The 21,576-nt window shown below is 68.1% G+C and carries 18 protein-coding genes; 17 read left to right on the top strand and 1 reads right to left on the bottom strand.

The window, feature by feature from the left end; all coding sequences use genetic code 11:
- The first annotated feature begins 79 nt into the window (after positions 1 to 79).
- The 14 genes from E3T61_RS06000 to dapF all read left to right on the top strand — a co-directional run bounded on the left by E3T61_RS06000 (position 80) and on the right by dapF (position 15,630).
- Complete coding sequence (locus E3T61_RS06000) at positions 80 to 1,756, top strand: ribonuclease J (protein WP_134639993.1); 1,677 nt, start codon at positions 80 to 82, stop codon at positions 1,754 to 1,756.
- A 204-nt stretch (positions 1,757 to 1,960) separates the two neighbouring features.
- A complete protein-coding gene (locus tag E3T61_RS05995; protein ID WP_241992426.1) occupies positions 1,961 to 3,022 on the top strand; it encodes a permuted SH3 domain-containing protein in 1,062 nt (353 codons plus the stop codon).
- Positions 3,019 to 3,780 carry an ABC transporter ATP-binding protein gene (locus E3T61_RS05990; RefSeq protein ID WP_134639991.1) on the top strand — a complete coding sequence of 254 codons (762 nt, stop codon included), beginning with the start codon at positions 3,019 to 3,021 and terminating at the stop codon, positions 3,778 to 3,780. The genes E3T61_RS05995 and E3T61_RS05990 overlap by 4 nt, the downstream gene beginning before the upstream one ends.
- A complete protein-coding gene (locus tag E3T61_RS05985) occupies positions 3,777 to 5,003 on the top strand; it encodes an ABC transporter permease (protein ID WP_134639990.1) in 1,227 nt (408 codons plus the stop codon). Before E3T61_RS05990 ends, E3T61_RS05985 begins: the two co-directional genes overlap by 4 nt.
- Positions 5,004 to 5,147: 144 nt before the next feature.
- Entirely contained in the window at positions 5,148 to 8,060 is a 2,913-nt protein-coding gene (locus tag E3T61_RS05980) for an FtsK/SpoIIIE family DNA translocase (protein WP_134639989.1), read from the top strand.
- A 4-nt stretch (positions 8,061 to 8,064) separates the two neighbouring features.
- Positions 8,065 to 8,664, top strand: a complete 600-nt coding sequence (gene pgsA, locus E3T61_RS05975; RefSeq protein WP_134639988.1) for a CDP-diacylglycerol--glycerol-3-phosphate 3-phosphatidyltransferase — start codon at positions 8,065 to 8,067, stop codon at positions 8,662 to 8,664.
- A 1-nt stretch (position 8,665) separates the two neighbouring features.
- Positions 8,666 to 9,181 carry a CinA family protein gene (locus E3T61_RS05970; RefSeq protein ID WP_134639987.1) on the top strand — a complete coding sequence of 172 codons (516 nt, stop codon included), beginning with the start codon at positions 8,666 to 8,668 and terminating at the stop codon, positions 9,179 to 9,181.
- A 166-nt stretch (positions 9,182 to 9,347) separates the two neighbouring features.
- Entirely contained in the window at positions 9,348 to 9,656 is a 309-nt protein-coding gene (locus E3T61_RS05965) for a helix-turn-helix domain-containing protein (RefSeq protein ID WP_088455722.1), read from the top strand.
- A gap of 58 nt (positions 9,657 to 9,714) precedes the next feature.
- Entirely contained in the window at positions 9,715 to 9,936 is a 222-nt protein-coding gene (locus tag E3T61_RS05960; RefSeq protein WP_134639986.1) for a DUF3046 domain-containing protein, read from the top strand.
- 348 nt (positions 9,937 to 10,284) lie between these two features.
- Positions 10,285 to 11,427 (top strand): recombinase RecA, encoded by a 1,143-nt coding sequence (gene recA, locus E3T61_RS05955; protein WP_134639985.1) that lies wholly within the window; start codon positions 10,285 to 10,287, stop codon positions 11,425 to 11,427.
- A 5-nt stretch (positions 11,428 to 11,432) separates the two neighbouring features.
- Complete coding sequence (locus E3T61_RS05950) at positions 11,433 to 12,062, top strand: regulatory protein RecX (RefSeq protein ID WP_134639984.1); 630 nt, start codon at positions 11,433 to 11,435, stop codon at positions 12,060 to 12,062.
- A gap of 70 nt (positions 12,063 to 12,132) precedes the next feature.
- On the top strand, positions 12,133 to 13,794 hold the full coding sequence (gene miaB / locus E3T61_RS05945; protein WP_134639983.1) for a tRNA (N6-isopentenyl adenosine(37)-C2)-methylthiotransferase MiaB: 1,662 nt from the start codon (positions 12,133 to 12,135) through the stop codon (positions 13,792 to 13,794).
- 6 nt (positions 13,795 to 13,800) lie between these two features.
- The gene (gene miaA / locus E3T61_RS05940; RefSeq protein ID WP_134639982.1) at positions 13,801 to 14,709 is read left to right on the top strand and encodes a tRNA (adenosine(37)-N6)-dimethylallyltransferase MiaA; all 909 of its coding nucleotides are present in this window, start codon (positions 13,801 to 13,803) and stop codon (positions 14,707 to 14,709) included.
- 39 nt (positions 14,710 to 14,748) lie between these two features.
- Positions 14,749 to 15,630: a diaminopimelate epimerase gene (gene dapF / locus E3T61_RS05935; protein WP_134639981.1), complete on the top strand. Its 882-nt coding sequence runs from the start codon at positions 14,749 to 14,751 to the stop codon at positions 15,628 to 15,630.
- A 74-nt stretch (positions 15,631 to 15,704) separates the two neighbouring features.
- On the opposite strand, the gene E3T61_RS05930 is transcribed toward dapF, so the two are convergent.
- On the bottom strand, positions 15,705 to 16,325 hold the full coding sequence (locus E3T61_RS05930) for a class I SAM-dependent methyltransferase (protein WP_134639980.1): 621 nt from the start codon (positions 16,323 to 16,325) through the stop codon (positions 15,705 to 15,707).
- Positions 16,326 to 16,366: 41 nt separating this feature from the next.
- On the opposite strand from E3T61_RS05930, the gene hflX reads away from it, so the two are divergent.
- The 3 genes from hflX to metE all read left to right on the top strand — a co-directional run bounded on the left by hflX (position 16,367) and on the right by metE (position 21,560).
- Positions 16,367 to 17,911: a GTPase HflX gene (gene hflX, locus E3T61_RS05925; RefSeq protein WP_134639979.1), complete on the top strand. Its 1,545-nt coding sequence runs from the start codon at positions 16,367 to 16,369 to the stop codon at positions 17,909 to 17,911.
- A gap of 281 nt (positions 17,912 to 18,192) precedes the next feature.
- A complete protein-coding gene (locus tag E3T61_RS05920; RefSeq protein ID WP_134639978.1) occupies positions 18,193 to 19,239 on the top strand; it encodes a methylenetetrahydrofolate reductase in 1,047 nt (348 codons plus the stop codon).
- The gene (metE, locus tag E3T61_RS05915) at positions 19,239 to 21,560 is read left to right on the top strand and encodes a 5-methyltetrahydropteroyltriglutamate--homocysteine S-methyltransferase (protein ID WP_134639977.1); all 2,322 of its coding nucleotides are present in this window, start codon (positions 19,239 to 19,241) and stop codon (positions 21,558 to 21,560) included. The genes E3T61_RS05920 and metE overlap by 1 nt, the downstream gene beginning before the upstream one ends.
- Positions 21,561 to 21,576 lie beyond the last annotated feature (16 nt).

Below are 21,576 nucleotides of genomic sequence, written 5' to 3'. Positions count from 1 at the left end.
GCCACAAGTTAGACCGCACCACCACAGACTCCAGCAGCACCAACTTCACGTACCACCAACTCCACATATAGGAGGGCTTATGCCCAACGACGTATACGCACCGCCCGCGCTCCCCAAGGGGACTCTCCGTGTCACGCCCATCGGCGGACTCGGCGAAATCGGCCGGAACATGACCACCTTCGAGATCAACGGCAAGATCCTGATCGTCGACTGCGGCGTGCTCTTCCCCGAAGAGCACCAGCCCGGTGTCGACCTGATCCTGCCCGACTTCACCCCGATCAAGGACCGCCTGAAGGACATCGTCGGTGTGGTGCTCACGCACGGCCACGAAGACCACATCGGCGCCGTTCCGTACCTGCTGAAGCTTCGCCAGGACATCCCCCTGATCGGCTCCGGCCTGACGCTGGCCTTCATCGAGGCCAAGCTCAAGGAACACCGCATCACCCCCTACACTCTGCAGGTGAAGGAGGGCCAGAAGGAGCGCCTCGGCCCGTTCAACCTCGAGTTCGTCGCCGTGAACCACTCGATCCCCGACGCCCTCGCTGTCGCGATCAAGACCGAGGGTGGCAGCGTGCTGCACACCGGTGACTTCAAGATGGACCAGCTGCCGCTGGACAACCGCATCACCGACCTCCGGGACTTCGCCCGCCTCGGCGAGGAGGGCATCGACCTGTTCCTGGTCGACTCCACCAACGCCGACGTACCCGGCTTCACGCCGAGCGAGCGCGCCATCGGCCCGGTGCTTGAAGACGTCATCGCCCGCGCCCCGCGCCGCGTGGTCATCGCCAGCTTCTCCAGCCACGTGCACCGCGTGCAGCAGGTGCTCGACGCCGCCCACGCCAACGGACGCCGCGTGGCGCTGCTGGGCCGTTCGATGGTACGCAACATGACCATCGCCGCCGACCTCGGCTACCTCAAGGTGCCGGATGGTGTGCTCATCGACTTCAAAAAGGCCGGGAACATCCCGGACAACAAGATCGTCTACATGTCCACGGGTTCGCAGGGCGAGCCGATGGCCGTCCTCAGCCGCATCGTGAACAGCGAACACCAGATCGAGGTCGGCCCCGGCGACACCGTCATCCTGGCCTCCAGCCTGATCCCCGGCAACGAGAACGCGGTCTACCGCATCATCGACGGACTGACCAAGCTCGGCGCCAACGTCGTGCACAAGGGCAACGCCAAGGTGCACGTCTCCGGACACGCCGCCGCCGGCGAGCTGCTCTACGTGTACAACGTGCTTCGGCCCAAGAACGTGCTGCCCGTGCACGGCGAATACCGCCACCTGGTGGCCAACGCCAAGCTCGCCGTGCAGAGCGGGGTTCCCGTCGAACGCGCCATCCTCGCCGAAGACGGCACCGTGCTCGACCTGCGCAACGGCGACGTGAAGAAGGTCGGCCAGCTTGACCTCGGCTACGTGTACGTAGATGGTTCCACGGTCGGCGAGATCACCGAAGCCGACCTCACCGACCGGCGCACGCTGGCCGAAGAAGGCTTCATCTCCATCATCGTCGTGGTCGACAAGTCCACCGGCAAGATCATCACCGGGCCGGAGATCCACGCCAAGGGGTTCGCCGAGGACGACTCGGTCTTCGACTCCGTACGGCCCAAGATCGAGGCCGCCCTGGCCGAGGCCGCCCAGAGCGGCAGCCACGACACGTACGCGCTCACGCAGGTCGTGCGCCGTACCGTCGGCCGCTGGGTGCAGGCGTCGTTCCGCCGTCGCCCGATGATTGTTCCGATGATCATCGAGGCGTAGTCGCCCGCAGTACCCGCACCATCAGACAACCCCCGGCCGCCTTCGGCGCCGGGGGTTGTCGTCTTTTTACCGCCCCGACCAGGACGTCATCCTCCAGGAGGATATTGGCCGAAAGTCGCCCTGACGGCTCGGACCTGGCCCTAGGCTCGAGCCAGCCGGCACCGTGCGGGTGCGGTGCGAGTATGGGGGAAACCAGTGAATGTGATGCGCAAATGGGTCTTTCCGATCCTCCGGTTGCTGGTGATTGCGGCGATCGCCGTGGCCCTGGTGAAACTGGCCTTCTTCGCCGACACCGCAGAGGCACAGGACCCGGCCCAGCCGACCGGCCAGATCGTCGAACCGCAGGTGCCCGTGGCCCTGGGCACGATCACCAACGACGTGACACTGCCGGCGACCGTGTCGGCGGATGCCGCCGTGCCCGTCAAGGCCGTGGCCGTCGGCACCGTTGACGAGATCTTCTTCGCCGCCGGCCAGACCGTGGCGGCGGGCGACAAAATCTACGACATCAAGGTCGAGACCATTGCCGACCCCGTCGAAACGACCGACCCGGCCACCGGGATGGTCTCAAGCAGCCAACCGAAGCCTGCGGTCACCTTCGAGAAGGTCTACGCGCCGGCCGATGGCGTGCTGAGCGCGCTCACCGTCATCCACGGCCAGTCGGTCGCGATCGGCGACACCACCGGACAGGTCGCCCCGCCCAGCCACTCCGTGAGCGGATCGCTCAGCCCCGAACAGCAGTACCGGCTGGTCACACAGCCCACCGAGGCATCCATCGCCATCACCAACGGCCCGGCGCCGTTCACCTGCACAGGACTGCGTATCAGCACCCCGCTGGCCGGGGCGGATGCCGGCGGCACGGGCGCCGACCCGGCGTCGGGCACCGACACGGGCGGCACCGGTGGCGCCTCAGGCACCACCGTCAGCTGTGCCATCCCCGCCGAGGTGACGGTGTTCCCGGGCCTCGCCGCCCAGATCACCATCGCAGGCGGCAAGGTGGAGAACGTGCTCGTCGTGCCCACCACGGCCGTGAAGGGATCCGCCGAGACCGGCATCGTCTGGTTCGTTCTGCCCGACGGCAGCACCGAGGAACGCCCGGTGACCCTCGGCATGAACGACGGTACATCCGTGCAGGTTCTGACCGGCCTGGCCGAGGGCGACCTGATCAACCAGTTCGTGCCCGGTGCCGTCGCGGTACCGGCCGACGGCTGTGTCACCGCGCCCGACGGCAGCGAGGTCTGCTCCGAACCCGGGATGACGCTCCGGTGACGCTCCTGCACCTGGCCGGTGTCACCCGCACCGTCCAGCTCATTGACGCTCCGCCGCTGACGATCCTCTCCGGCGTCGACCTCGATGTGGCGGTGGGGGACCGGGTGTCCATCGTGGGCCGCAGTGGTTCGGGCAAGTCCACCCTGCTCAACCTGCTCGGCCTGCTCGACAACCCCACCACGGGCGACCTCGAGTTCGACGGCCGGCCGGTGAAGTCGTTCTCCTCGGCCGAGCGTGACCGGGTGCGCGGACGTGACGTGGGCTTCATCTTCCAGCAGTTCAACCTGCTGCAGGGCCGCACGGCGCTCGAGAATGTGATGACCCCGCTGCTCTACGCCCAGGGCAAGCAGTTCTGGCAGCGCGCCCGCATCGCCACCGAAATGCTCGACCGGGTCGGCCTCGGCCACCGGTTGGGGGCGATGCCCGACAAGCTCTCCGGCGGCGAACAACAGCGCGTGGCCATCGCCAGGTCGCTGGTGCGCGGCCCGCGGCTCATCCTCGCCGACGAACCCACCGGGGCCCTCGACCTCGAAACCGGCGCTGACGTGATGGCGCTGCTCGACGAGGTCGCCACCGGCTCCGGCGCCGCCCTCATCACCATCACCCACGACCCGGCCATCGCTGCGCTGGCCACCCGGCACCTGCGCCTGGACCACGGCGTGCTCACCGTGGTCGGCGCTCCCGACGACTCGGCCCTGCTCGGCGGCGACGTGCCCGACGACCTGCGCGACGACGACCTGGCGGCGGTGCCCGCATGAACCGCTTGCTCAGCAACGTCGTGGGCTCCTTCGTCGAGGCCTGGCAGGAACTGCGCATCCACAAGACCCGGGTGATGCTCTCGCTGATCGGCGTGGCCGTCGCGGTGTGCGCGATCACCACCGTGGTGGGGCTCGGCGCCGTGGCGCAGCAGGCCCTGCAGGAGCAGAACGAACAACAGGGCGGCCGGGCGGCGACCCTCTCCCTGTACGTGGCGAAGTACGACGGCACGCCGGTGGACGCCGAAGTCATGGAGGAGCTCTGGACCACCACGCTGGACCGGTACGGCATCGACTACGCCAGCCGGGTTGTCAACTCCAGCCAGACCGTGCAGTTCGCGGATGGCGCTGTGCCGGTGCGCGTCACGGCCGTCGACCAGCCCTACGGCACGATGCACCGCGTGAGACTCACCGAGGGTGACTGGTTCGGCGCCACCGACGCCGACCGCCTCGCCCCCGCGGTACTGGTGAACCAGGTCTTCTACGACAGGCTCGGCCAACCAGACCTGGCGACGCATCCCACCACCACGCTGCTCGGTGACAGGCCGACCACAGCCGTCATCACCGGCGTGTACCCCGTGAGCACCTGGGACACCGAGCCCGCCATGTACCTGCTGGCCGACACCCTCGCCGGCCTGAGCTCGCCGGAACAGCAGGCGGCCAACGGAGTGGTGCCCAACTACGAGATGTGGGTGCCGGCCGGACTCAGCGAGGAGCTGACGAAAGCCATTCAGCGGGACTTCACCGCGGCGATCGGTTCGGGGACCAACGTGTCCGTGAGCCGGCAGGACTACGCCGCGTTCAACGAGGACCCGTTCGGGTCGATCAAGCTGCTCGTCGCGGGAGTGGCCGGCCTGGTGCTGCTGCTCGGCGCCCTCGGCCTGGTCAACATCGCCCTGGTGACCCTCAAGCAACGCATCCGGGAGATCGGGGTCCGGCGCAGCTTCGGCGCCACGGCGGGGCGGGTGTTCTTCTCGGTGATGATGGAGAGCATCGTCGCCACCCTCGTGGCCGGCGTTGTCGGCGTGATCGGCGCCGTGCTCATCGTGACCAACCCCATGCTGCAGGGCTTCATCAGCCAGGGCGCAGTCACCGACTTCCCGCCGTTCCCGGTGGAAGCCGCCATTCTCGGCCTGGTCTGTGCCACCGTCGTGGGCGCCCTCGCCGGCCTGCTGCCCGCCCTGGTGGCGGTGCGGGTCAAGGTCATCGACGCCATCCGCTACTGATGACTCGCGAAAGCGGCTGTGTGGTCGCCACGGCACTGCCGACGCATCCACACGGCCGCTCTCGTGAGCTCGGAGACGGGTCACGCCCGGGTAATTGGGCGTGGGCTCACGCCGATGTCGGGTGTCGGCGGTACCGTGGAACACATGGCTACGAGCACTAAGTCGACCGGGCGTGCCCGCAGCACGCCTGCGCGCGGCACCGGAACGACCGCGCGCACCAAGGCCGGCAGCACCGCGACCCAGAAGACCGTCAAATTCCCCGCGGCCGAGTCCAAGCCGGGCATCGCCGTGCGCATGTGGATGGGCCTGGCCCACGTCGCCGGCGGCGCGGCCCGCGCACTAGGCCCCGAACAGCTCTCCAAGGAGGAACGCCGCGACGGTCTGCCCTTCTTCCTGGTGCTGCTGGCCGTCGCCGGCGCCGTGATCGAGTGGTTCCTGATCAACGACCCGGTGGCCCAGACCCTGGATGCCTGGACCTTCGGTGGTCTCTTCGGCCGGGTCGCCTTCGCCCTGCCGGTGATCATCATGCTCTTCGCGATCTGGCTGTTCCGTAATCCGAGCTCCGTGCACGACAACGGTCGCATCGGCATCGGCCTTTCTCTGCTCCTGGTCACAGTCTCCGGCCTCTGCCACATCTTCGGCGGGCAGCCTGAACCTGTGCAGGGTGTGGAAGTGCTCGCCCTGTCCGGCGGTGTCCTCGGGTGGATGATCGCGGCCCCACTGATCTTCCTGATCACCACCGTCGGTGCGGCCATCGTCGTGATCCTGCTGCTGATCCTCAGCCTCTTCATCATCACGAAGACCCCGCCGAACAAGATCGGCGAACGCAGCCGCGAACTCTACGCCTGGCTCTTCGGCGCCCCGCTGCCCGCCCCGGAGGAGCGCGCGGCCGCCAAGGAGATCCGCCAGGAACGCATCCAGGCGCTCAAGACCAAGCAGATCGAACTCGACGGACTCGAGGCCGGCAACGACGACGACACCGACGAGGGCGCCCTGCCCTGGTGGCGGCGCAACACCAGCAAGCGCGAAGAGGACCCCGACTTCAGCAGTGCCATGTCGAGCGAGTCCGACGAGGCCCAGCCGCCCGCCGCAGACCCGCTCAGCACACTGCTCAACCACGGCGCGGATGCGGCCAAGGGCGGGTTCGACTCCGCCCTGGAGTCGGCCCAGGCACACGTTCCCCCGGTGCACAACGACCACTACGGCACCGAGGTGCTCGAAGACCTGCTCAAGGCCGAAGAAGCCATCAAGCGTTACACGGGCGAAGTGGATGCGCTGCCGCACGTCACGGGACTGTCCTCAGACGATCCAGAAGGACTCACCGAGGTGATCCCGGCTCTGGACGAACTCGATCAGGCCGCCACGACGGTCGACCGCGACGTAGCCGGATACGAATTCGGCGAACAGCCGAACCTGCCGTACGTGCTGCCCTCCGCGACGACCCTCACCGCCGGCCCGCCCGCCAAGGCCCGGTCGGCCGCCAACGACGAGATCGTCAAGTCCATCACCGAGGTGCTCAGCCAGTTCTCGGTGGACGCCAGGGTCACCGGCTTCTCCCGCGGCCCCACGGTCACGCAGTACGAGATCGAACTCGGCCCGGGCGTCAAGGTGGAGCGCGTCACCGCGCTGAGCAAGAACCTGTCCTACGCGGTCGCCTCCAACGAGGTGCGCATCCTCTCGCCCATCCCCGGCAAGAGCGCCATCGGCATCGAGATCCCCAACACCGACCGTGAGATCGTCACCCTCGGCGACGTCCTGCGCTCCACCACGGCAACCAACAGCACCCACCCGATGACCATCGGCGTGGGCAAGGACGTCGGTGGCGGGTTCGTCATCGCCAACCTCGCCAAGATGCCCCACCTGCTCGTCGCCGGGTCCACAGGCTCCGGTAAGTCCAGCTTCGTCAACTCGATGATCACGAGCCTGCTCATGCGGGCCAAGCCCAGCGACGTGCGCATGGTGTTGATCGACCCCAAGCGGGTCGAGCTCGCCGCATACGCCGGCGTACCGCACCTGATCACCCCCATCATCACGAACCCCAAGAAGGCCGCCGAAGCGCTGCAGTGGGTCGTGAAAGAGATGGACATGCGCTACGACGACCTGGCCAGCTTCGGCTTCCGCCACATCGACGACTTCAACAAGGCCGTGGTCAACAACGAGATCGTGTTGCCGGCCGGCAGCGCCCGCAAGCTCAAGCCCTACCCCTACCTGCTCGTGGTCGTGGACGAGCTCGCCGACCTCATGATGGTCGCCCCGCGCGACGTCGAAGACTCGATCGTGCGGATCACCCAGCTCGCCCGAGCCTCGGGAATCCACCTGGTACTGGCCACCCAGCGCCCCAGCGTCGACGTCGTCACCGGTCTGATCAAGGCCAACGTGCCGTCCCGCCTGGCCTTCGCGGTCACCAGCGTCACCGACTCCAGGGTCATCCTCGACCAGCCCGGCGCGGACAAGCTGATCGGCCAGGGCGACGCCCTGTTCCTGCCGATGGGCGCCTCCAAGGCCCTGCGCGTGCAGGGCGCCTGGGTCAACGAGGCCGAGATCGAGAAGGTCGTCAAGCACGTCACCCAGCAGGCCAGGCCCGACTACCGGCCCGACGTGTCCGCCGAGGCGCCGCGCAAGGAGATCGACTCCGACATCGGCGACGACCTCGAGGTTCTGCTCGCCGCCGCCGAACTCGTCGTGTCCACCCAGTTCGGCTCCACTTCGATGCTGCAGCGCAAGCTCCGGGTGGGCTTCGCCAAGGCCGGCCGCCTGATGGACCTGCTCGAATCCCGGGAGATCGTCGGCCCGTCCGAGGGCTCCAAGGCCCGCGACGTGCTGGTGACCGCCGAACAGCTGCCCAGCGTCTTGGCCAAGCTGCGCGGTTCCGACGCGGAGCACCACGCCGCCACCGCCCGCACGCAGTTCGAAGAGTCCCAGCGGCAGCAGGCGCACGAGCAGACCGCGCCCGATCCTCGCTACGCCGACGACCCGGTGGCGAAGATGAGCGAAGGGTACGCTGAGGAAGACGGCGACTCGGACGAAGACGCCTGGCAACTCACCGACAGGGAATGACCCCATGGTTACACCGAGTACCCCGGCCAAGACGTCCAACTGGAACCTGCCGAACATCATCACCATCGTGCGGATCCTGCTCGCACCGGTGTTCTTCTGGATGCTGCTGGCCGACAACGGCGCAGACGGCGCTCTGCGCTGGTGGGCTGCCGTGCTTTTCATCGTGGCCATCGCCACCGACGGCGTGGACGGGGCCATCGCCCGGCGCTACAACCTGGTCACCGACCTGGGCAAGCTGCTGGACCCGATCGCCGACAAGATCCTCACCGGCGCCGCGCTGATCGGCCTGTCCATCCTGCTGGAGCTGCCCTGGTGGGTCACCATCGTGATCCTGGTCCGGGAGGTCGGCATCACGGTCTTCAGGTTCGTCATGCTGCGCGACCGGGTCATCCCGGCGTCCCGCGGAGGCAAGCTCAAGACCATCGCGCAGTCCGTGGCGATCTCGTTGGCCCTGCTGCCGCTCTGGCTGATCCTGGGCGATTGGGTCAACTGGGTCAACACCATCACCATGACCATCGCCCTGCTGCTCACCGTGTACACCGGCATCGAATACCTCGTCGCCGCCCGCCGGGAGAACCAGCACGCCAAGCCGACCCAGTCCTGACATGACGGCCCACCCGGATGCCGCCGCCGCCCTGGTCGCCGCCCTCACAGCCCGGCACCTCACCATCGCCGTGGCGGAGTCCCTGACCGGCGGAATGCTCGTGGCCGAACTCGTCCGTATCCCCGGCGCATCCGTCGTCGTGGCCGGGGGAGTGGTGGCCTACCAGACACCCCTCAAGCACACCCTGCTGGGCGTGGACGAGGCCCTGCTGGCCGAGCACGGGGCCGTGCACCCCGAGGTCGCCAGGCAGATGGCCACCGGCGTGTGCACCGCCCTGGCGGTGCACGGCCGCCCGGCCGACATCGGCATCTCGACCACCGGAGTGGCCGGCCCAGACGAACAAGACGGCCAAAGTGTCGGCACGGTCTACCTGGGACTGGCATTCGGGGATAAGGTGCGGGCCATACCGATCTCCCTCACCGGAGACCGGGCCGAGATCCGGGCGCAGACCGTTGCGCACGCGATTGAAGCTGTGAGTGCGCTGATGGAATCCACAAAGCCGGAGATCACGGAATAGTTCGTGTTACCGGTGGGTTACAGAACACATATTCACAAGAAAAGTCCAGTCATCCTCGGTAATCTCGAGGTGTCGGATGGATAGAGTACTGTTGGCCATCCGCCACACGAAACTGACCGGTTGAGTGGGCCCCAGCAGTCTAGACAGCACGAAGAAGGAGGTTCCGATGATTCTTGTTCGTCAGGAAATCGGCGATGTGCTCAGGGACTTCCGCCTGCAGAAGGGTCGCACCCTGCGCCAGGTTGCGAGCAAGGCAAGTGTGGCCCTCGGCTACCTGTCTGAAGTAGAACGCGGTCAGAAAGAAGCCTCATCCGAGATTCTTGCCTCGGTCGCGGACGCGTTGGACACACCCATCTCGGTGATCATGCGCGAGGTCGGCGATCGTCTGGCCGTCATCGAGGGAATCGATCGTTTCCCCGACACCGTGCCCGACGAGCTGGTTGCCAAGTTCGACGCCAGCATGATGATGCGCTGATCGGCCATCCCCATAGCACTCGCATTGCCCGAATAAACGAAAGCCGAGTGAGCACCGCATGCGACTGAGCGAGTTCCGTCAAGCTCTGAAAGACGAGTTCGGCGAAAGCTACGGTCGGGTGCTCACCCGGGATCTCGTTCTCGGCCCGCTCGGCCGCACGGCCGATCAGGCGCTCGCGGGCGGGGTGCCCGCTCGCGACGTGTGGCTGGCGCTGTGCGCCGAAACGGATGTCCCGCAAGGGCGCCGACACGGGGCCGGACTTCCGCCGGCCCGGAGCTGACCGGCACGCCGGCAGCCACCTCCGGCAGTCACACAGACGACAGCGCATCATGACCCAGCAACGGCCCGGCCCTTCAGCCGGGCCGTTCGTCGTTTCGGGAGAAGTTTCCGACACACCGAAGCAGTGTCGAATGGGTGTTCGGATCTTGGTAGGCTCCTCCACAGTAGAAGTCGAAGACGGATTGTCCACCGTCGCAGTGTCCACCGGCCAGTGTCGGTGGGGCTGCGTACAGTCGGATTCGTCAACGACAACCGCGCACTTGCCTTGTCGAGGGCGGTCACCGGGGTCCTCCCGCCGATCGAAACGACAGCCTATAGGCGCCACGCGCACGACCAGAAGGAGCACACCATGGCATCAGCAGCAGACCGCGAGAAGGCACTCGACACCGCCCTCGCCCAGATTGACCGCCAGTTCGGCAAGGGCTCGGTCATGCGCCTCGGCAGCGACGACCGCGCCCCCGTTGAGACCATCTCCACCGGGTCGATCGCGTTGGACGTCGCCCTCGGCATAGGCGGGCTGCCCCGCGGCCGGATCGTGGAGATCTACGGCCCGGAGTCCTCGGGTAAGACCACCCTCACCCTGCACGCCATCGCGAACGCGCAGAAGAACGGCGGCATCGCCGCGTTCATCGACGCGGAGCACGCCCTCGACCCCGAATACGCCAAGAAGCTCGGCGTCGACATCGACGCCCTCCTGGTCTCCCAGCCCGACACCGGTGAGCAGGCGCTCGAAATCGCCGACATGCTGGTGCGGAGCGGCTCGATCGACCTGATCGTCATCGACTCCGTCGCCGCTCTCGTGCCCCGTGCCGAAATCGAAGGCGAGATGGGCGACTCCCACGTGGGCCTGCAGGCCCGCCTGATGTCCCAGGCGCTGCGCAAGCTCACCGGTGGCCTCAGCCAGACCAACACCACCATGATCTTCATCAACCAGCTGCGCGAGAAGATCGGCGTGATGTTCGGCAGCCCGGAGACCACCGCCGGCGGTAAGGCGCTCAAGTTCTACGCCTCGGTGCGCCTGGACATCCGCCGCATCGAAACCCTCAAGGACGGCACCGAAGCCGTTGGTAACCGCACCAGGGTCAAAGTCGTCAAGAACAAGATGGCGCCGCCCTTCAAACAGGCCGAGTTCGACATCATCTACGGCGTGGGCATCTCCCGCGAGGGCAGCCTGATCGACTTCGGTGTCGACCAGGGCATCGTCAAGAAGTCCGGCGCTTGGTACACCTACGACGGCGACCAGCTCGGCCAGGGCAAGGAGAACTCGCGGAACTTCCTCCTGCGCAACCCCGAGATGGCCAACGAGATCGAGACCAAGATCCTCAACAAGCTCGGCGTGGGCGCAGAGGGTAAGGCCGCGAAGAAGGCCACGGATGACGCCGCCACCGCAGCGGCCGCCGCCGAGGCCGCGGCTACGGGCGCGGCCACCGGCACCGACGGCGCCAAAGTTCCCTCGATCGCGGCCAAGGCCGCCGCACGCAAGGGCGCCTAACGGTCATGGTGCACTTCGAGCCCTCGCCGGGTAAGGCCGCTGCCGGTTCGGCGGCGGACCGCGATGGTCTCGCCCCGGTGACCTACCTGCCTGGGGCGAGTCCCGCCGAACAGGCCGACGACGCCGTGGAAGACGCGGCCGAAGAACGCGAACAGGCGGAGAAGATGCTTCTGCAGCGCCTGCGCGGCCGTTCCCTCTCGGTCATCGAAGCTCAGAAGCTGCTGCGCTCCACCGACATCGACGAGGAGGCGGTGCAGGAGATCCTCGAACGCTTCGCCGAACTGCACTATCTGGACGAAGAGAAACTCGCCGACCAGATCATGCACAGCCACCACGAGCGCAAGGGCCTGGGCCGCAGCGGTGTCGCCGCCGAAATGCGCCAGCGCGGGCTGGATGCCGAACTGATCGCCGAGAAGATCGACGAAATGCCCGACGACGAGGCCGAGCGTGCCACCGAACTGGCGCTCAAACGTGTGCAGCAGCTGGACCGGTTCGACGATGCCACCATCGACCGCCGGCTCACCGGGTTCCTGATGCGCAAGGGATACGCCTCCTCGGTAGTGCGTGACGCCGTCAAGGCGGCGCTGGCGTCCCGGCGGGGCTCCGGTCGGGTCTCCACGGTCCGGTTCCGCTAAAACGGTCCGTTCACCGGTCCGCGGGCTCGCTGGGAACAGCAGGCCCGCGCACGCGTAAGCTGAGGGAACTATGAGCAGTGTCACCGCACCACCCCTCGCCACCCCGTCGTCCTTCGACCCGTCGCACACGACGACCGTGATCGCCCCGTCGTCGGCGGCGCGAGACGACGAGGGCCGGGCACGCACCTACGAGGTGCGCACCTTCGGCTGCCAGATGAACGTGCACGACTCCGAACGGCTCAGCGGCTCGCTCGAGGCCGCCGGCTACGTGTCGGCGGCGGGCGCCGAAGCCGACATCGTCGTGATCAACACCTGCGCGGTGCGCGAGAACGCCGACAACAAGCTCTACGGCAACCTCGGCTACCTGGCCTCGGTCAAGCGCAAGCACGCCGGCATGCAGATCGCGGTCGGCGGCTGCCTCGCCCAGAAGGACAAGGCCACCATCCTGGCCAAGGCGCCCTGGGTCGACGTGGTCTTCGGCACCCACAATATGGGCTCGCTGCCCAGCCTGCTCGAACGTGCCCGGCACAACGGCGAGGCCCAGCTCGAGATCCTCGAGTCCCTCGAGACGTTCCCCTCCACCCTGCCCACCAAGCGCGACTCCAGTTACAGCGGCTGGGTGTCGATCTCGGTCGGCTGCAACAACACCTGCACCTTCTGCATCGTGCCCGCGCTCCGCGGCAAGGAGAAGGACCGTCGCCCCGGCGAGATCCTCGCCGAGATCCAGGCCCTCGTGGACGACGGCGCGATCGAGGTGACCCTGCTCGGCCAGAACGTGAACTCCTACGGCGTCGAATTCGGCGACCGGCTCGCTTTCGGCAAGCTGCTGCGGGCGGCCGGCCAGATCGAGGGGCTCGAACGCATCCGCTTCACCAGCCCGCACCCCGCCGCCTTCACCGACGACGTCATCGACGCCATGGCCGAGACCCCCGCCGTGATGCCGCAGCTGCACATGCCGCTGCAGTCCGGCTCGGACCGCGTGCTCAAGGCCATGCGCCGCTCGTACCGGTCCACCAAGTTCCTGGGCATCCTCGAGCGGGTACGCGCGCAGATGCCCGACGCGGCGATCAGCACCGACATCATCGTCGGCTTCCCCGGCGAGACCGAGGAAGACTTCCTCGAGACCATGCGGGTCGTCGAGGAGTCCCGGTTCGCCACGGCCTTCACCTTCCAGTACTCGATCCGGCCGGGCACGCCCGCCGCCACGATGGCCGACCAGGTGCCCAAGGCCGTCGTGCAGGACCGCTACGAGCGGCTCATCGCCCTGCAGGAACGGATCTCCTGGGAAGAGAACCGCAAGATCATCGATCGTGAGGTGGAATTGCTCGTCGCCAACGGCGAAGGCCGCAAGGACGGGGCAACCCACCGGCTCAGCGGTCGCGCGCCCGACAGCCGCCTGGTGCACTTCGATGTGCCGGCCGGTTCCGAGCTGCCCCGCCCCGGCGACATGGTCACCGTCACGGTCACCCAGGCCGCCCCCTTCCACCTCATCGCCGACTCCCTCGACGGCGCCCCCTTGCGCATCCGCCGCACCATTGCCGGCGACGCCTGGGACCGGGAGCAGGCCGAGTCCTGCGGGGTGCCCACCCCCGCCGGCACCAGCAGCGCCGTCTCACTGGGTTTGCCGACCCTGCGGGTGGGCGGCCCGGCCGCGCTGAACCTCACGAACCTCAACCAGCACGGCGGCGCCACGACCATCCCGATCTACCCCGTCGACGACGCAGAACGCTAGACCCCGGTGCTCGTTGTCATCGTCGGACCGACCGGTACCGGCAAATCCGAGCTGTCGCTGGACCTCGCCGAACGGCTGATCACGGCCGGCCGCCCGGCCGAGATCGTGAACGCCGACGCCATGCAGCTGTACCGCGGCATGGACATCGGCACCGCCAAACTGCCGGTGGCCGAACGCCGCGGGGTGCCGCACCACCTGCTCGACGTGCTTGACGTGACCGACGAGGCCACCGTCGCCCGCTACCAGGTCGAGGCCCGTGCCGCCATCACCGGCATCCTCGAGCGCGGCGCCGTGCCGATCCTGGTCGGTGGGTCAGGCCTGTACGTCTCCTCGGTGGTCCACGACTTCCAGTTTCCCGGCACTGACCCCGTGCTGCGCGCCCGGCTCGAGGCCGAACTGGTCGAGCAGGGTCCCGGCCTGCTCTATGAACGACTGAAGACCGTCGACCCGGACTCCGCCGTGCGCATCGGCGCCAGCAACGGCCGCCGGATTGTGCGGGCCCTCGAGGTCGTCGAGCTCACCGGCGCCCCGCACACCGCGGTGCTGCCGGGAGATCCGGTCTACTGGATGCCCGCCGTGACGTTCGGTCTTCGCCTTCCCCGTGAGGTGCTCACCCCGCGGCTGGATGCCCGGGTCGACCGGATGTGGGCGGCCGGACTCGTCGACGAGGTGCGCGGGCTGCTCCCCGCGGGGCTGGAGGGCGGCGTGACCGCCAGCCGGGCGATCGGCTACGCGCAGGCCCTCGGCCAGGTGCGCGGCACCCTCGCACAGGCCGACGCCATCGAAGCCACCCAGCAACTCACGCGGCGCTACGCCCGCCGCCAGGTGAGCTGGTTCAAACGCGACCCGCACACGCACTGGATCGACGCAGACGACCCCGACCGTGTCGAGCAGGCGGCCACCCAGCTGCCCTGACGCGAAGAGCACGCGGGCCCGAGTCCCTAAACTGGGCAGATGGGCATCGATCTGCAGTTCTCCAAAGGCCACGGCACCGGCAACGACTTCGTGCTCTTCGCCGACCCCGACGGGCTGCTGACGCTCACGCCCGAGCAGATTCAGGGCATCTGCGACCGCCAGTTCGGCGTCGGCGCCGACGGCATCATCCGCGCCGTGCGCTCCGCCAACCTCGATGCAGGCGCGGCCGCCCTGACCGAAGACGACGGCGCCGAGTGGTTCATGGACTACTGGAACGCCGACGGCACGGTGTCGGAGATGTGCGGCAACGGCATCCGCGTCTACACCCGGTTCCTGCTCGAGCAGGGCCTGGTCGAGCTCGGCCCCGGCGAGACCCTGGCCATCGGCACTCGCAGCGGGGTGCGCGACGTGCAGCGAAACGCGACCGGCTACCAGGTGGACCTGGGCCGCTGGCGTCTGGAGCCGGGGGAGACCCTCGTGCGCGCCAAGAACCTCGCCGTGGCCCGCCCGGGCCTCGGCATCAATGTGGGCAACCCGCATGTTGTCGTCGCCCTCGCCGACGAGGACGAGCTGGAGAGCGCCGACCTCACCTTCGTCCCGCAGCTCGACCCGGAGCCGGCCGAGGGCGCCAATGTGGAATTTGTGCTGCCGCACGACCCGCTGGTGGTCGACGGCGTCGGACGTATCCGGATGCGCGTGCACGAACGCGGCAGCGGCGAAACCCTCTCCTGCGGCACCGGCGCTGTCGCGGCCGCGTTGGCCACCCGGCACTGGGCCGGCCCGGGCGCGCCCAACCAGTGGCGCGTCGAGGTCCCCGGCGGTGTGCTGGGCGTGCGGATGTTCCCCACCGAAGACGGAGAGCACGTTTCGCTCTCCGGTCCGGCGACCCTGGTCTTCACCGGAACCCTCACCCTCGCCTGACCCCCCCTCGCGAACTGTGAGTTAAGCACCCAAAAACGCGCGTTTTTGGGGCTTAGCTCACAGTTCGCGGGAGGTTAGGCGGGCTTGTGCGCCTGCAGGATGCGGAAACCCTTGTCGGTGGCGTACCGGGAGACCTCGTGGGCGCCGGGCTGGCCCGGGAACTCCTCGGCCAGCCAGCGCTGCAGCGAATCCGAGCCGAGGTTGCGCTGCACAACAAGCCACGCATCCGTGCCGGGCGCCAGCCGCGGCAACCAGTGCTCGAGCATCGAATGCAGCTCGGCCTTGCCCACCCGGATGGGCGGGTTCGACCAGATGCCCGCGAAAGACAGGGTGTCGGGAACATCCGCCGGTAGAACCGCGTTGATATTGGTGAGTCCGAGGTTGGCGGCGTTCATCCGCACCAGGTCGAGGGCTCGCTCGTTGACGTCGACGGCCCAGACCGTGGCGGACGGATCGGCCAGCGCCAGATGCAGGCTGATCGGTCCCCAGCCGCAGCCGAGGTCCAGCACATCCCCGCCGCCGGAGGGCAGCGGAGCCTCACGCATCAGAACCTTGGTACCGGTGTCGATGTGCTCGGGGGAGAAAATCGCGTTCGCGGTGGTGACCTCGCGGATCGCGCCGGCGATCTTCACGGTGATCTGCCGCAATTTCAGGTCGCTGCCCGGAGCCGACGAGAAATAGTGTTCGGATGCCATACAACGAACTTATCGAAAGAAGAGGAACTAGAGTTAAAGCAATGACTGAATCAACCGCTCCACACGACGACGATGACGATGTAGTTGCGCGCGTGCTGGCCAGCGCCGAGAGCCGTTCGTCCGGCTACTCCCTGTTCGCGAGTGGATCGGCGCAGGCCCTCTCGGCTCGCCCGGCCGACGGCGGATTCGACGGCGGCGACCACGACGGCGAACAGACCGAGCGTGAAGACCGCAACGCCCTGCGCCGGGTCGGTGGGCTCTCCACCGAACTGCAGGACGTCACCGAGGTCGAGTACCGCCAACTGCGCCTGGAAAACGTCGTACTCATCGGCGTGTACTCCGCCCGCAGCCTGCTCGACGCCGAGAACTCCATGCGCGAGCTCGCCGCCCTGGCCGAAACCGCCGGCGCCACGGTGCTCGACGGCCTGCTGCAGCGCCGGGCCACACCGGACCCGAGCACCTATCTCGGCAAGGGCAAGGCCCTCGAACTCGCGTCCATCGTGGCGGCGCTCGGCGCCGACACCGTGATCGCCGACTCCGAACTGGCGCCCAGCCAGCGGCGAGCCCTGGAGGACGTGGTCAAGGTGAAGGTCATCGACCGCACCGCCGTGATCCTGGACATCTTCAGCCAGCACGCCAAGAGCCGGGAGGGCAAGGCGCAGGTGGAACTCGCCCAGCTCGCCTACCTGCTTCCCCGCCTGCGCGGCTGGGGCGACTCGATGTCCCGCCAGGCCGGTGGCCAGGTCGGTGGCGCCGGAGCCGGCATGGGCTCGCGCGGACCCGGTGAGACGAAGATCGAACTCGACCGCCGCCGCATCCACACCCGCATGTCGCGGCTGCGGAAGCAAATGATCGAGATGAAGCCGGCCCGCGAGGCCAAACGCGCCAATCGCAAGCGCAACGCGGTGCCTTCCGTGGCCATCGTCGGCTACACCAACGCCGGCAAGTCCAGCCTGCTCAACCGCATCACCAAGGCCGGAGTGCTCGTCGAGAACTCCCTTTTCGCCACCCTCGACGCCACCGTGCGCAAGTCCACGACGGCCGACGGCCGGCTGTACACCTTCACCGACACCGTCGGTTTTGTGCGAAACCTGCCGCACCAGTTGGTCGAGGCGTTCAGGTCCACCCTCGAGGAGGTCGCGGACTCAGACGTCATCATTCACGTCGTCGACGCATCTCACCCCGACCCGGCCAGCCAGCTGGCCACAGTGCGTGAGGTGATCGGCGAGGTCGGCGCCAGCGACATCCCCGAGCTCGTGCTGTTCAACAAGAGCGACCTGGTCGGCGACGACGACCGTCTGGTGCTGCGCGGACTGGCCCCCAAGGCGATCTTCGTGTCGGCACGCACCGGTGAAGGAATCCAGGCGGTGCTGGAGGTGCTGGAAACCATGCTGCCCCGACCGGAGATCCGGTTGGACCTGCTGATTCCCTACGACCGGGGCGACCTCATCCCGATCCTGCACGAGCAGGGCAAGGTCCTGGCACTGGACTACTCTGAGACCGGCACCCAGGTCACCGCACTCGTTTCGCCCGGTATCGAGGCCCAGTTCACCCCGTTCGTGGTGGCCCCGGCCATCGCCGGCTAATACGCATCCTGCCCGAAGGCGGCACCCGCATCCTGAATCAGGACCGGGTGCCGCCTTCGGTTCGTTAAGCCGGTGAACGCGGAACGTAACATTCGGCCATGCACCAGCGCTTCCCGAACGCGCATTGTTAGAGTCATCCCATTCGTTGCCGGCAGGGATATCCTGCCCGGCATGGAGCGACAGCCGAGCCCGGCACCCGCCCGCGAGCACCTGCCGGTTTGCCCGGCGGTCCGCGGCCGCCAGGCCCATCGATCTGAACCCACCATGCCGAATGAGGAACCATGACCGCGACCCCAGCGTCAGCACCGACGGACCCGCCCTGTCCGCCCTCCACACCGTTCTCGTTCGAGCTGTACCCACCCAAATCGGATGCCGCCGCAAGCGCACTGCACACCACCATCGACGCCCTCGCCGCGGCCGGACCCGACTTCATCTCGGTGACCTACGGGGCCAGCGGCTCCTCCCGCACCTCGTCCCTGGACGTGTTGCGCTACATCCGCCAGGCCACCCGGGTCGACCCGATGGCACACCTAACCTGCGTCGGCTCCTCGCACGCCGAGGCGAGCAGCCTGATCCGCGAGTTCCTCGACGCTGGAGTGCAGAGCTTCCTGGCCCTCCGCGGAGACCCGCCCGAGGGGCTCACGGAGGGGGACACCTTCCTGGGCGACCTGCACAGCGCCGGTGAACTCGTGCAACTGATCCACCGGGTGCAGGCCGAACGGGTGCCGTACCGGGAGACGCCGATCCCCGGACTGCCGCGTGCCCGCGCCGTCAAGACCGAACGCCAACACGTGCGCATCGCCGTGGCCGCGTTTCCGAACGGACACCCGCGCTCCCGGTCCACGGCGCAGGACATCGACACACTGCTGGCCAAGCAGGCCGCCGGCGCCAACCTCGCCATCACCCAACTCTTCTTCCACGCCGACCACTACCTGAGCTTCATCCAGCGGGCCAGGGAGGCCGGGGTCGAGTTCCCGATCCTCCCCGGGATCATGCCCGTCACCAGCCCCGGCCGGTTGCGGCGCATCCTCGAGCTCTCCGGTGAGGAACTGCCGTCCGAACTGGCAATCCAGCTGGAAGTCGAGCCGACCGCCGAAGGCCAGCGCGAGATCGGTATCGACCATGCCGTGACCCTGGCCCGAAAGCTCATCGCCGGCGGCGCTCCCGGCCTGCACCTCTACGCCTTCAACCAGCACGAGACCGTACTCACCGTCCTCGACCGCGCCGGCGCTCTGGCGCCCGGCCGGTCAGCTACCGCAGCCCCGACCTCTTCCATGCCCCGCCCCTCCGACGTCCACGCCGGTATTCACTCCACGAAGGACTACTGATGACCACCACCGTCCCCGCATTCCCCACCGGAACGATCCTCGGCTACCCCAGAATCGGACGCCGGCGCGAACTGAAGAAGGCCGTTGAAGCCTTCTGGGCCGGCCGCATCGACGCTGCCGAGCTGGAGGCGATCGCGTCGGCGCTGCGTCGCACCACCAGGGAGCGTCTCGCCGGCCTCGGCCTCGGCCGCGCCGACTCGTCGATCCCCGAGAGCTTCTCGTTCTACGACCAGGTGCTGGATGCCGCCGTCACCGTGGGTGCCGTGCCCGCCAGGTTCGCGGACCTCGTTGACGCCGAGGGGCGCCTCGACCTGGCCGGCTACTTCACCCTTGCCCGTGGCGCGGGCGAGAACCTACCCCTGGAGATGACCAAGTGGTTCGACTCGAACTATCACTACCTGGTGCCGGAGATCGGCCCCGAGACCCGGTTCCACCTCGCCAGCGACCGCATCGTGCGGGAATTCGAGGAAGCCGTCGCCGACGGTTTCCTCACCCGGCCGGTCATCGTCGGCCCGGTCACCTTCCTGCTGCTGGCCAAGCCGAGCGACGCCGCCCCGGCGGGCTTCCACCCCCTTGACCGCCTCGACGACCTGCTGCCCGTCTACGCTGCCCTGATCGAACGCCTTGCCGCGGCCGGCGCAGAGTGGGTGCAGCTGGACGAACCGGGTCTCGTGAGTGAGAGCATCGACATCCCGCGGGAACGGGCCCTGACCGCCCTCGCCCAGGCCTATAACTCCCTCGGCGGGCTCGACACCCGCCCGGCCCTGTTCGTCGCAGCCCCCTACGGCAGCCTCGACGACGCCCTTCCCGTGCTGGCCGGCACCCCGGTCGAGGCGATCGGCCTGGACCTGGTGCGCGGCACGGTGCCGACCGGCATCGCCGGGCTGGGTGACACGACCCTCGTGGCCGGTGTCATCGACGGCCACAATATCTGGCGGGGCGACCTCGCGGCGGCGTTCGACACGATCGGCCGGCTGCGCGCCCTGACCGACCGGGTCGCGGTGTCCACCTCCACGTCCCTGTTGCACCTGCCGCACGACGTCACCGACGAGAGCAAGCTCGGTGCGAACCTGACTGGCTGGCTGGCCTTCGCCGATCAGAAGATCGGGCAGGTCGCCACCCTCGCTCGCGGTCTCACCGCGGGCAGGGACGCCGTCCAGGCCGAGCTCGATGCGGCCACCACATCCCTCGCCGAGCGCCGGGTCGCACCCGGCGTGCGTGACGGTGCCGTGCGCGCCCGGCTCGACACGCTCAGCCCGGCGGACTTCAACCGCGGCGACTACGAGACGCGGCTGGCCGCGCAGACGGCCGTGCTCAACCTGCCGCCGCTACCCACCACCACCATCGGCTCGTTCCCGCAAACCGGCGACATCCGCAGGGCCCGCGCCCGACTGGTCTCCGGCGAGCTGGAACCCGACGCCTACCAGGACCTCATGCGCGCCGAGATCGACCGGGTCGTGCAGCTGCAGGAGGACCTGGGTCTGGATGTGCTGGTGCACGGCGAACCCGAACGCAACGACATGGTGCAGTACTTCGCCGAGAACCTCGACGGCTTCACCGTGACGGAGAACGGCTGGGTGCAGTCCTACGGCAGCCGGTGCACTCGACCGTCCATCCTCTGGGGCGATGTGTCCCGCCCGGCGCCGATCACGGTGGAATGGTCCAGCTACACCCAGAGTCGCACCGAGAAGCCGGTCAAGGGCATGCTCACCGGACCGGTCACCATCCTGGCCTGGTCGTTCGTGCGTGACGACCAGCCGCTGGGTGAGACCGCCCGTCAGGTCGCGCTCGCCCTCCGCGACGAAATCGGCGACCTCGAGGCCGCGGGCATCCAGGTCGTGCAGGTCGACGAGCCGGCGCTGCGGGAGCTGCTGCCGCTGAAGAAGAAGGACCACGCGGACTACCTCGACTGGTCCGTCGGATCGTTCAGACTGGCCACAGCCGGCGTGGCCGATGCGACCCAGATCCACACGCACCTCTGCTATTCCGAGTTCGGGGTGGTCATCGACGCGATCCGCAACCTCGACGCCGACGTCACCAGCATCGAGGCCGCCAGGTCGAAGATGGAGGTCGTGGCCGATCTGCAGACCAGCGGCTTCGACCACGGCATCGGCCCGGGCGTCTACGACATCCACTCGCCCCGGGTGCCCGGGGTGGGGGAGATCACCGAGCTGCTCGAGCGGGCGCTGGAGTCGATCCCCGCCCGCCAGGTCTGGGTCAACCCGGACTGCGGCCTGAAGACCCGCGGCTACGCGGAGACCGTGGAGTCGCTGCGCAACATCGTCGAGGCAACACGCGCCGTGCGGGCGACCCTGGTCTGATCAGCCCGCTCGATTC

This window comes from Cryobacterium lactosi (assembly GCF_004403945.1).
In the GTDB taxonomy this organism is placed as follows: Bacteria; Actinomycetota; Actinomycetes; order Actinomycetales; family Microbacteriaceae; genus Cryobacterium; species Cryobacterium lactosi.
The sequence above is the reverse complement of the archived record's forward strand: the minus strand, read 5'-3'. Positions and strand labels throughout refer to the sequence as shown.

Bases quoted from the DNA above. Each gene is read 5' to 3' on its own strand.
- E3T61_RS06000 (WP_134639993.1), top strand. From the start codon at position 80: ATGCCCAACGACGTATACGCACCGCCCGCGCTCCCCAAGGGGACTCTC.
- E3T61_RS05995 (WP_241992426.1), top strand. From the start codon at position 1,961: ATGCGCAAATGGGTCTTTCCGATCCTCCGGTTGCTGGTGATTGCGGCG.
- E3T61_RS05985 (WP_134639990.1), top strand. From the start codon at position 3,777: ATGAACCGCTTGCTCAGCAACGTCGTGGGCTCCTTCGTCGAGGCCTGG.
- E3T61_RS05980 (WP_134639989.1), top strand. From the start codon at position 5,148: ATGGCTACGAGCACTAAGTCGACCGGGCGTGCCCGCAGCACGCCTGCG.
- pgsA (WP_134639988.1), top strand. From the start codon at position 8,065: ATGGTTACACCGAGTACCCCGGCCAAGACGTCCAACTGGAACCTGCCG.
- E3T61_RS05970 (WP_134639987.1), top strand. From the start codon at position 8,666: ATGACGGCCCACCCGGATGCCGCCGCCGCCCTGGTCGCCGCCCTCACA.
- E3T61_RS05965 (WP_088455722.1), top strand. From the start codon at position 9,348: ATGATTCTTGTTCGTCAGGAAATCGGCGATGTGCTCAGGGACTTCCGC.
- E3T61_RS05960 (WP_134639986.1), top strand. From the start codon at position 9,715: ATGCGACTGAGCGAGTTCCGTCAAGCTCTGAAAGACGAGTTCGGCGAA.
- recA (WP_134639985.1), top strand. From the start codon at position 10,285: ATGGCATCAGCAGCAGACCGCGAGAAGGCACTCGACACCGCCCTCGCC.
- E3T61_RS05950 (WP_134639984.1), top strand. From the start codon at position 11,433: ATGGTGCACTTCGAGCCCTCGCCGGGTAAGGCCGCTGCCGGTTCGGCG.
- miaB (WP_134639983.1), top strand. From the start codon at position 12,133: ATGAGCAGTGTCACCGCACCACCCCTCGCCACCCCGTCGTCCTTCGAC.
- dapF (WP_134639981.1), top strand. From the start codon at position 14,749: ATGGGCATCGATCTGCAGTTCTCCAAAGGCCACGGCACCGGCAACGAC.
- E3T61_RS05930 (WP_134639980.1), bottom strand. From the start codon at position 16,325: ATGGCATCCGAACACTATTTCTCGTCGGCTCCGGGCAGCGACCTGAAA.
- hflX (WP_134639979.1), top strand. From the start codon at position 16,367: ATGACTGAATCAACCGCTCCACACGACGACGATGACGATGTAGTTGCG.
- E3T61_RS05920 (WP_134639978.1), top strand. From the start codon at position 18,193: ATGACCGCGACCCCAGCGTCAGCACCGACGGACCCGCCCTGTCCGCCC.
- metE (WP_134639977.1), top strand. From the start codon at position 19,239: ATGACCACCACCGTCCCCGCATTCCCCACCGGAACGATCCTCGGCTAC.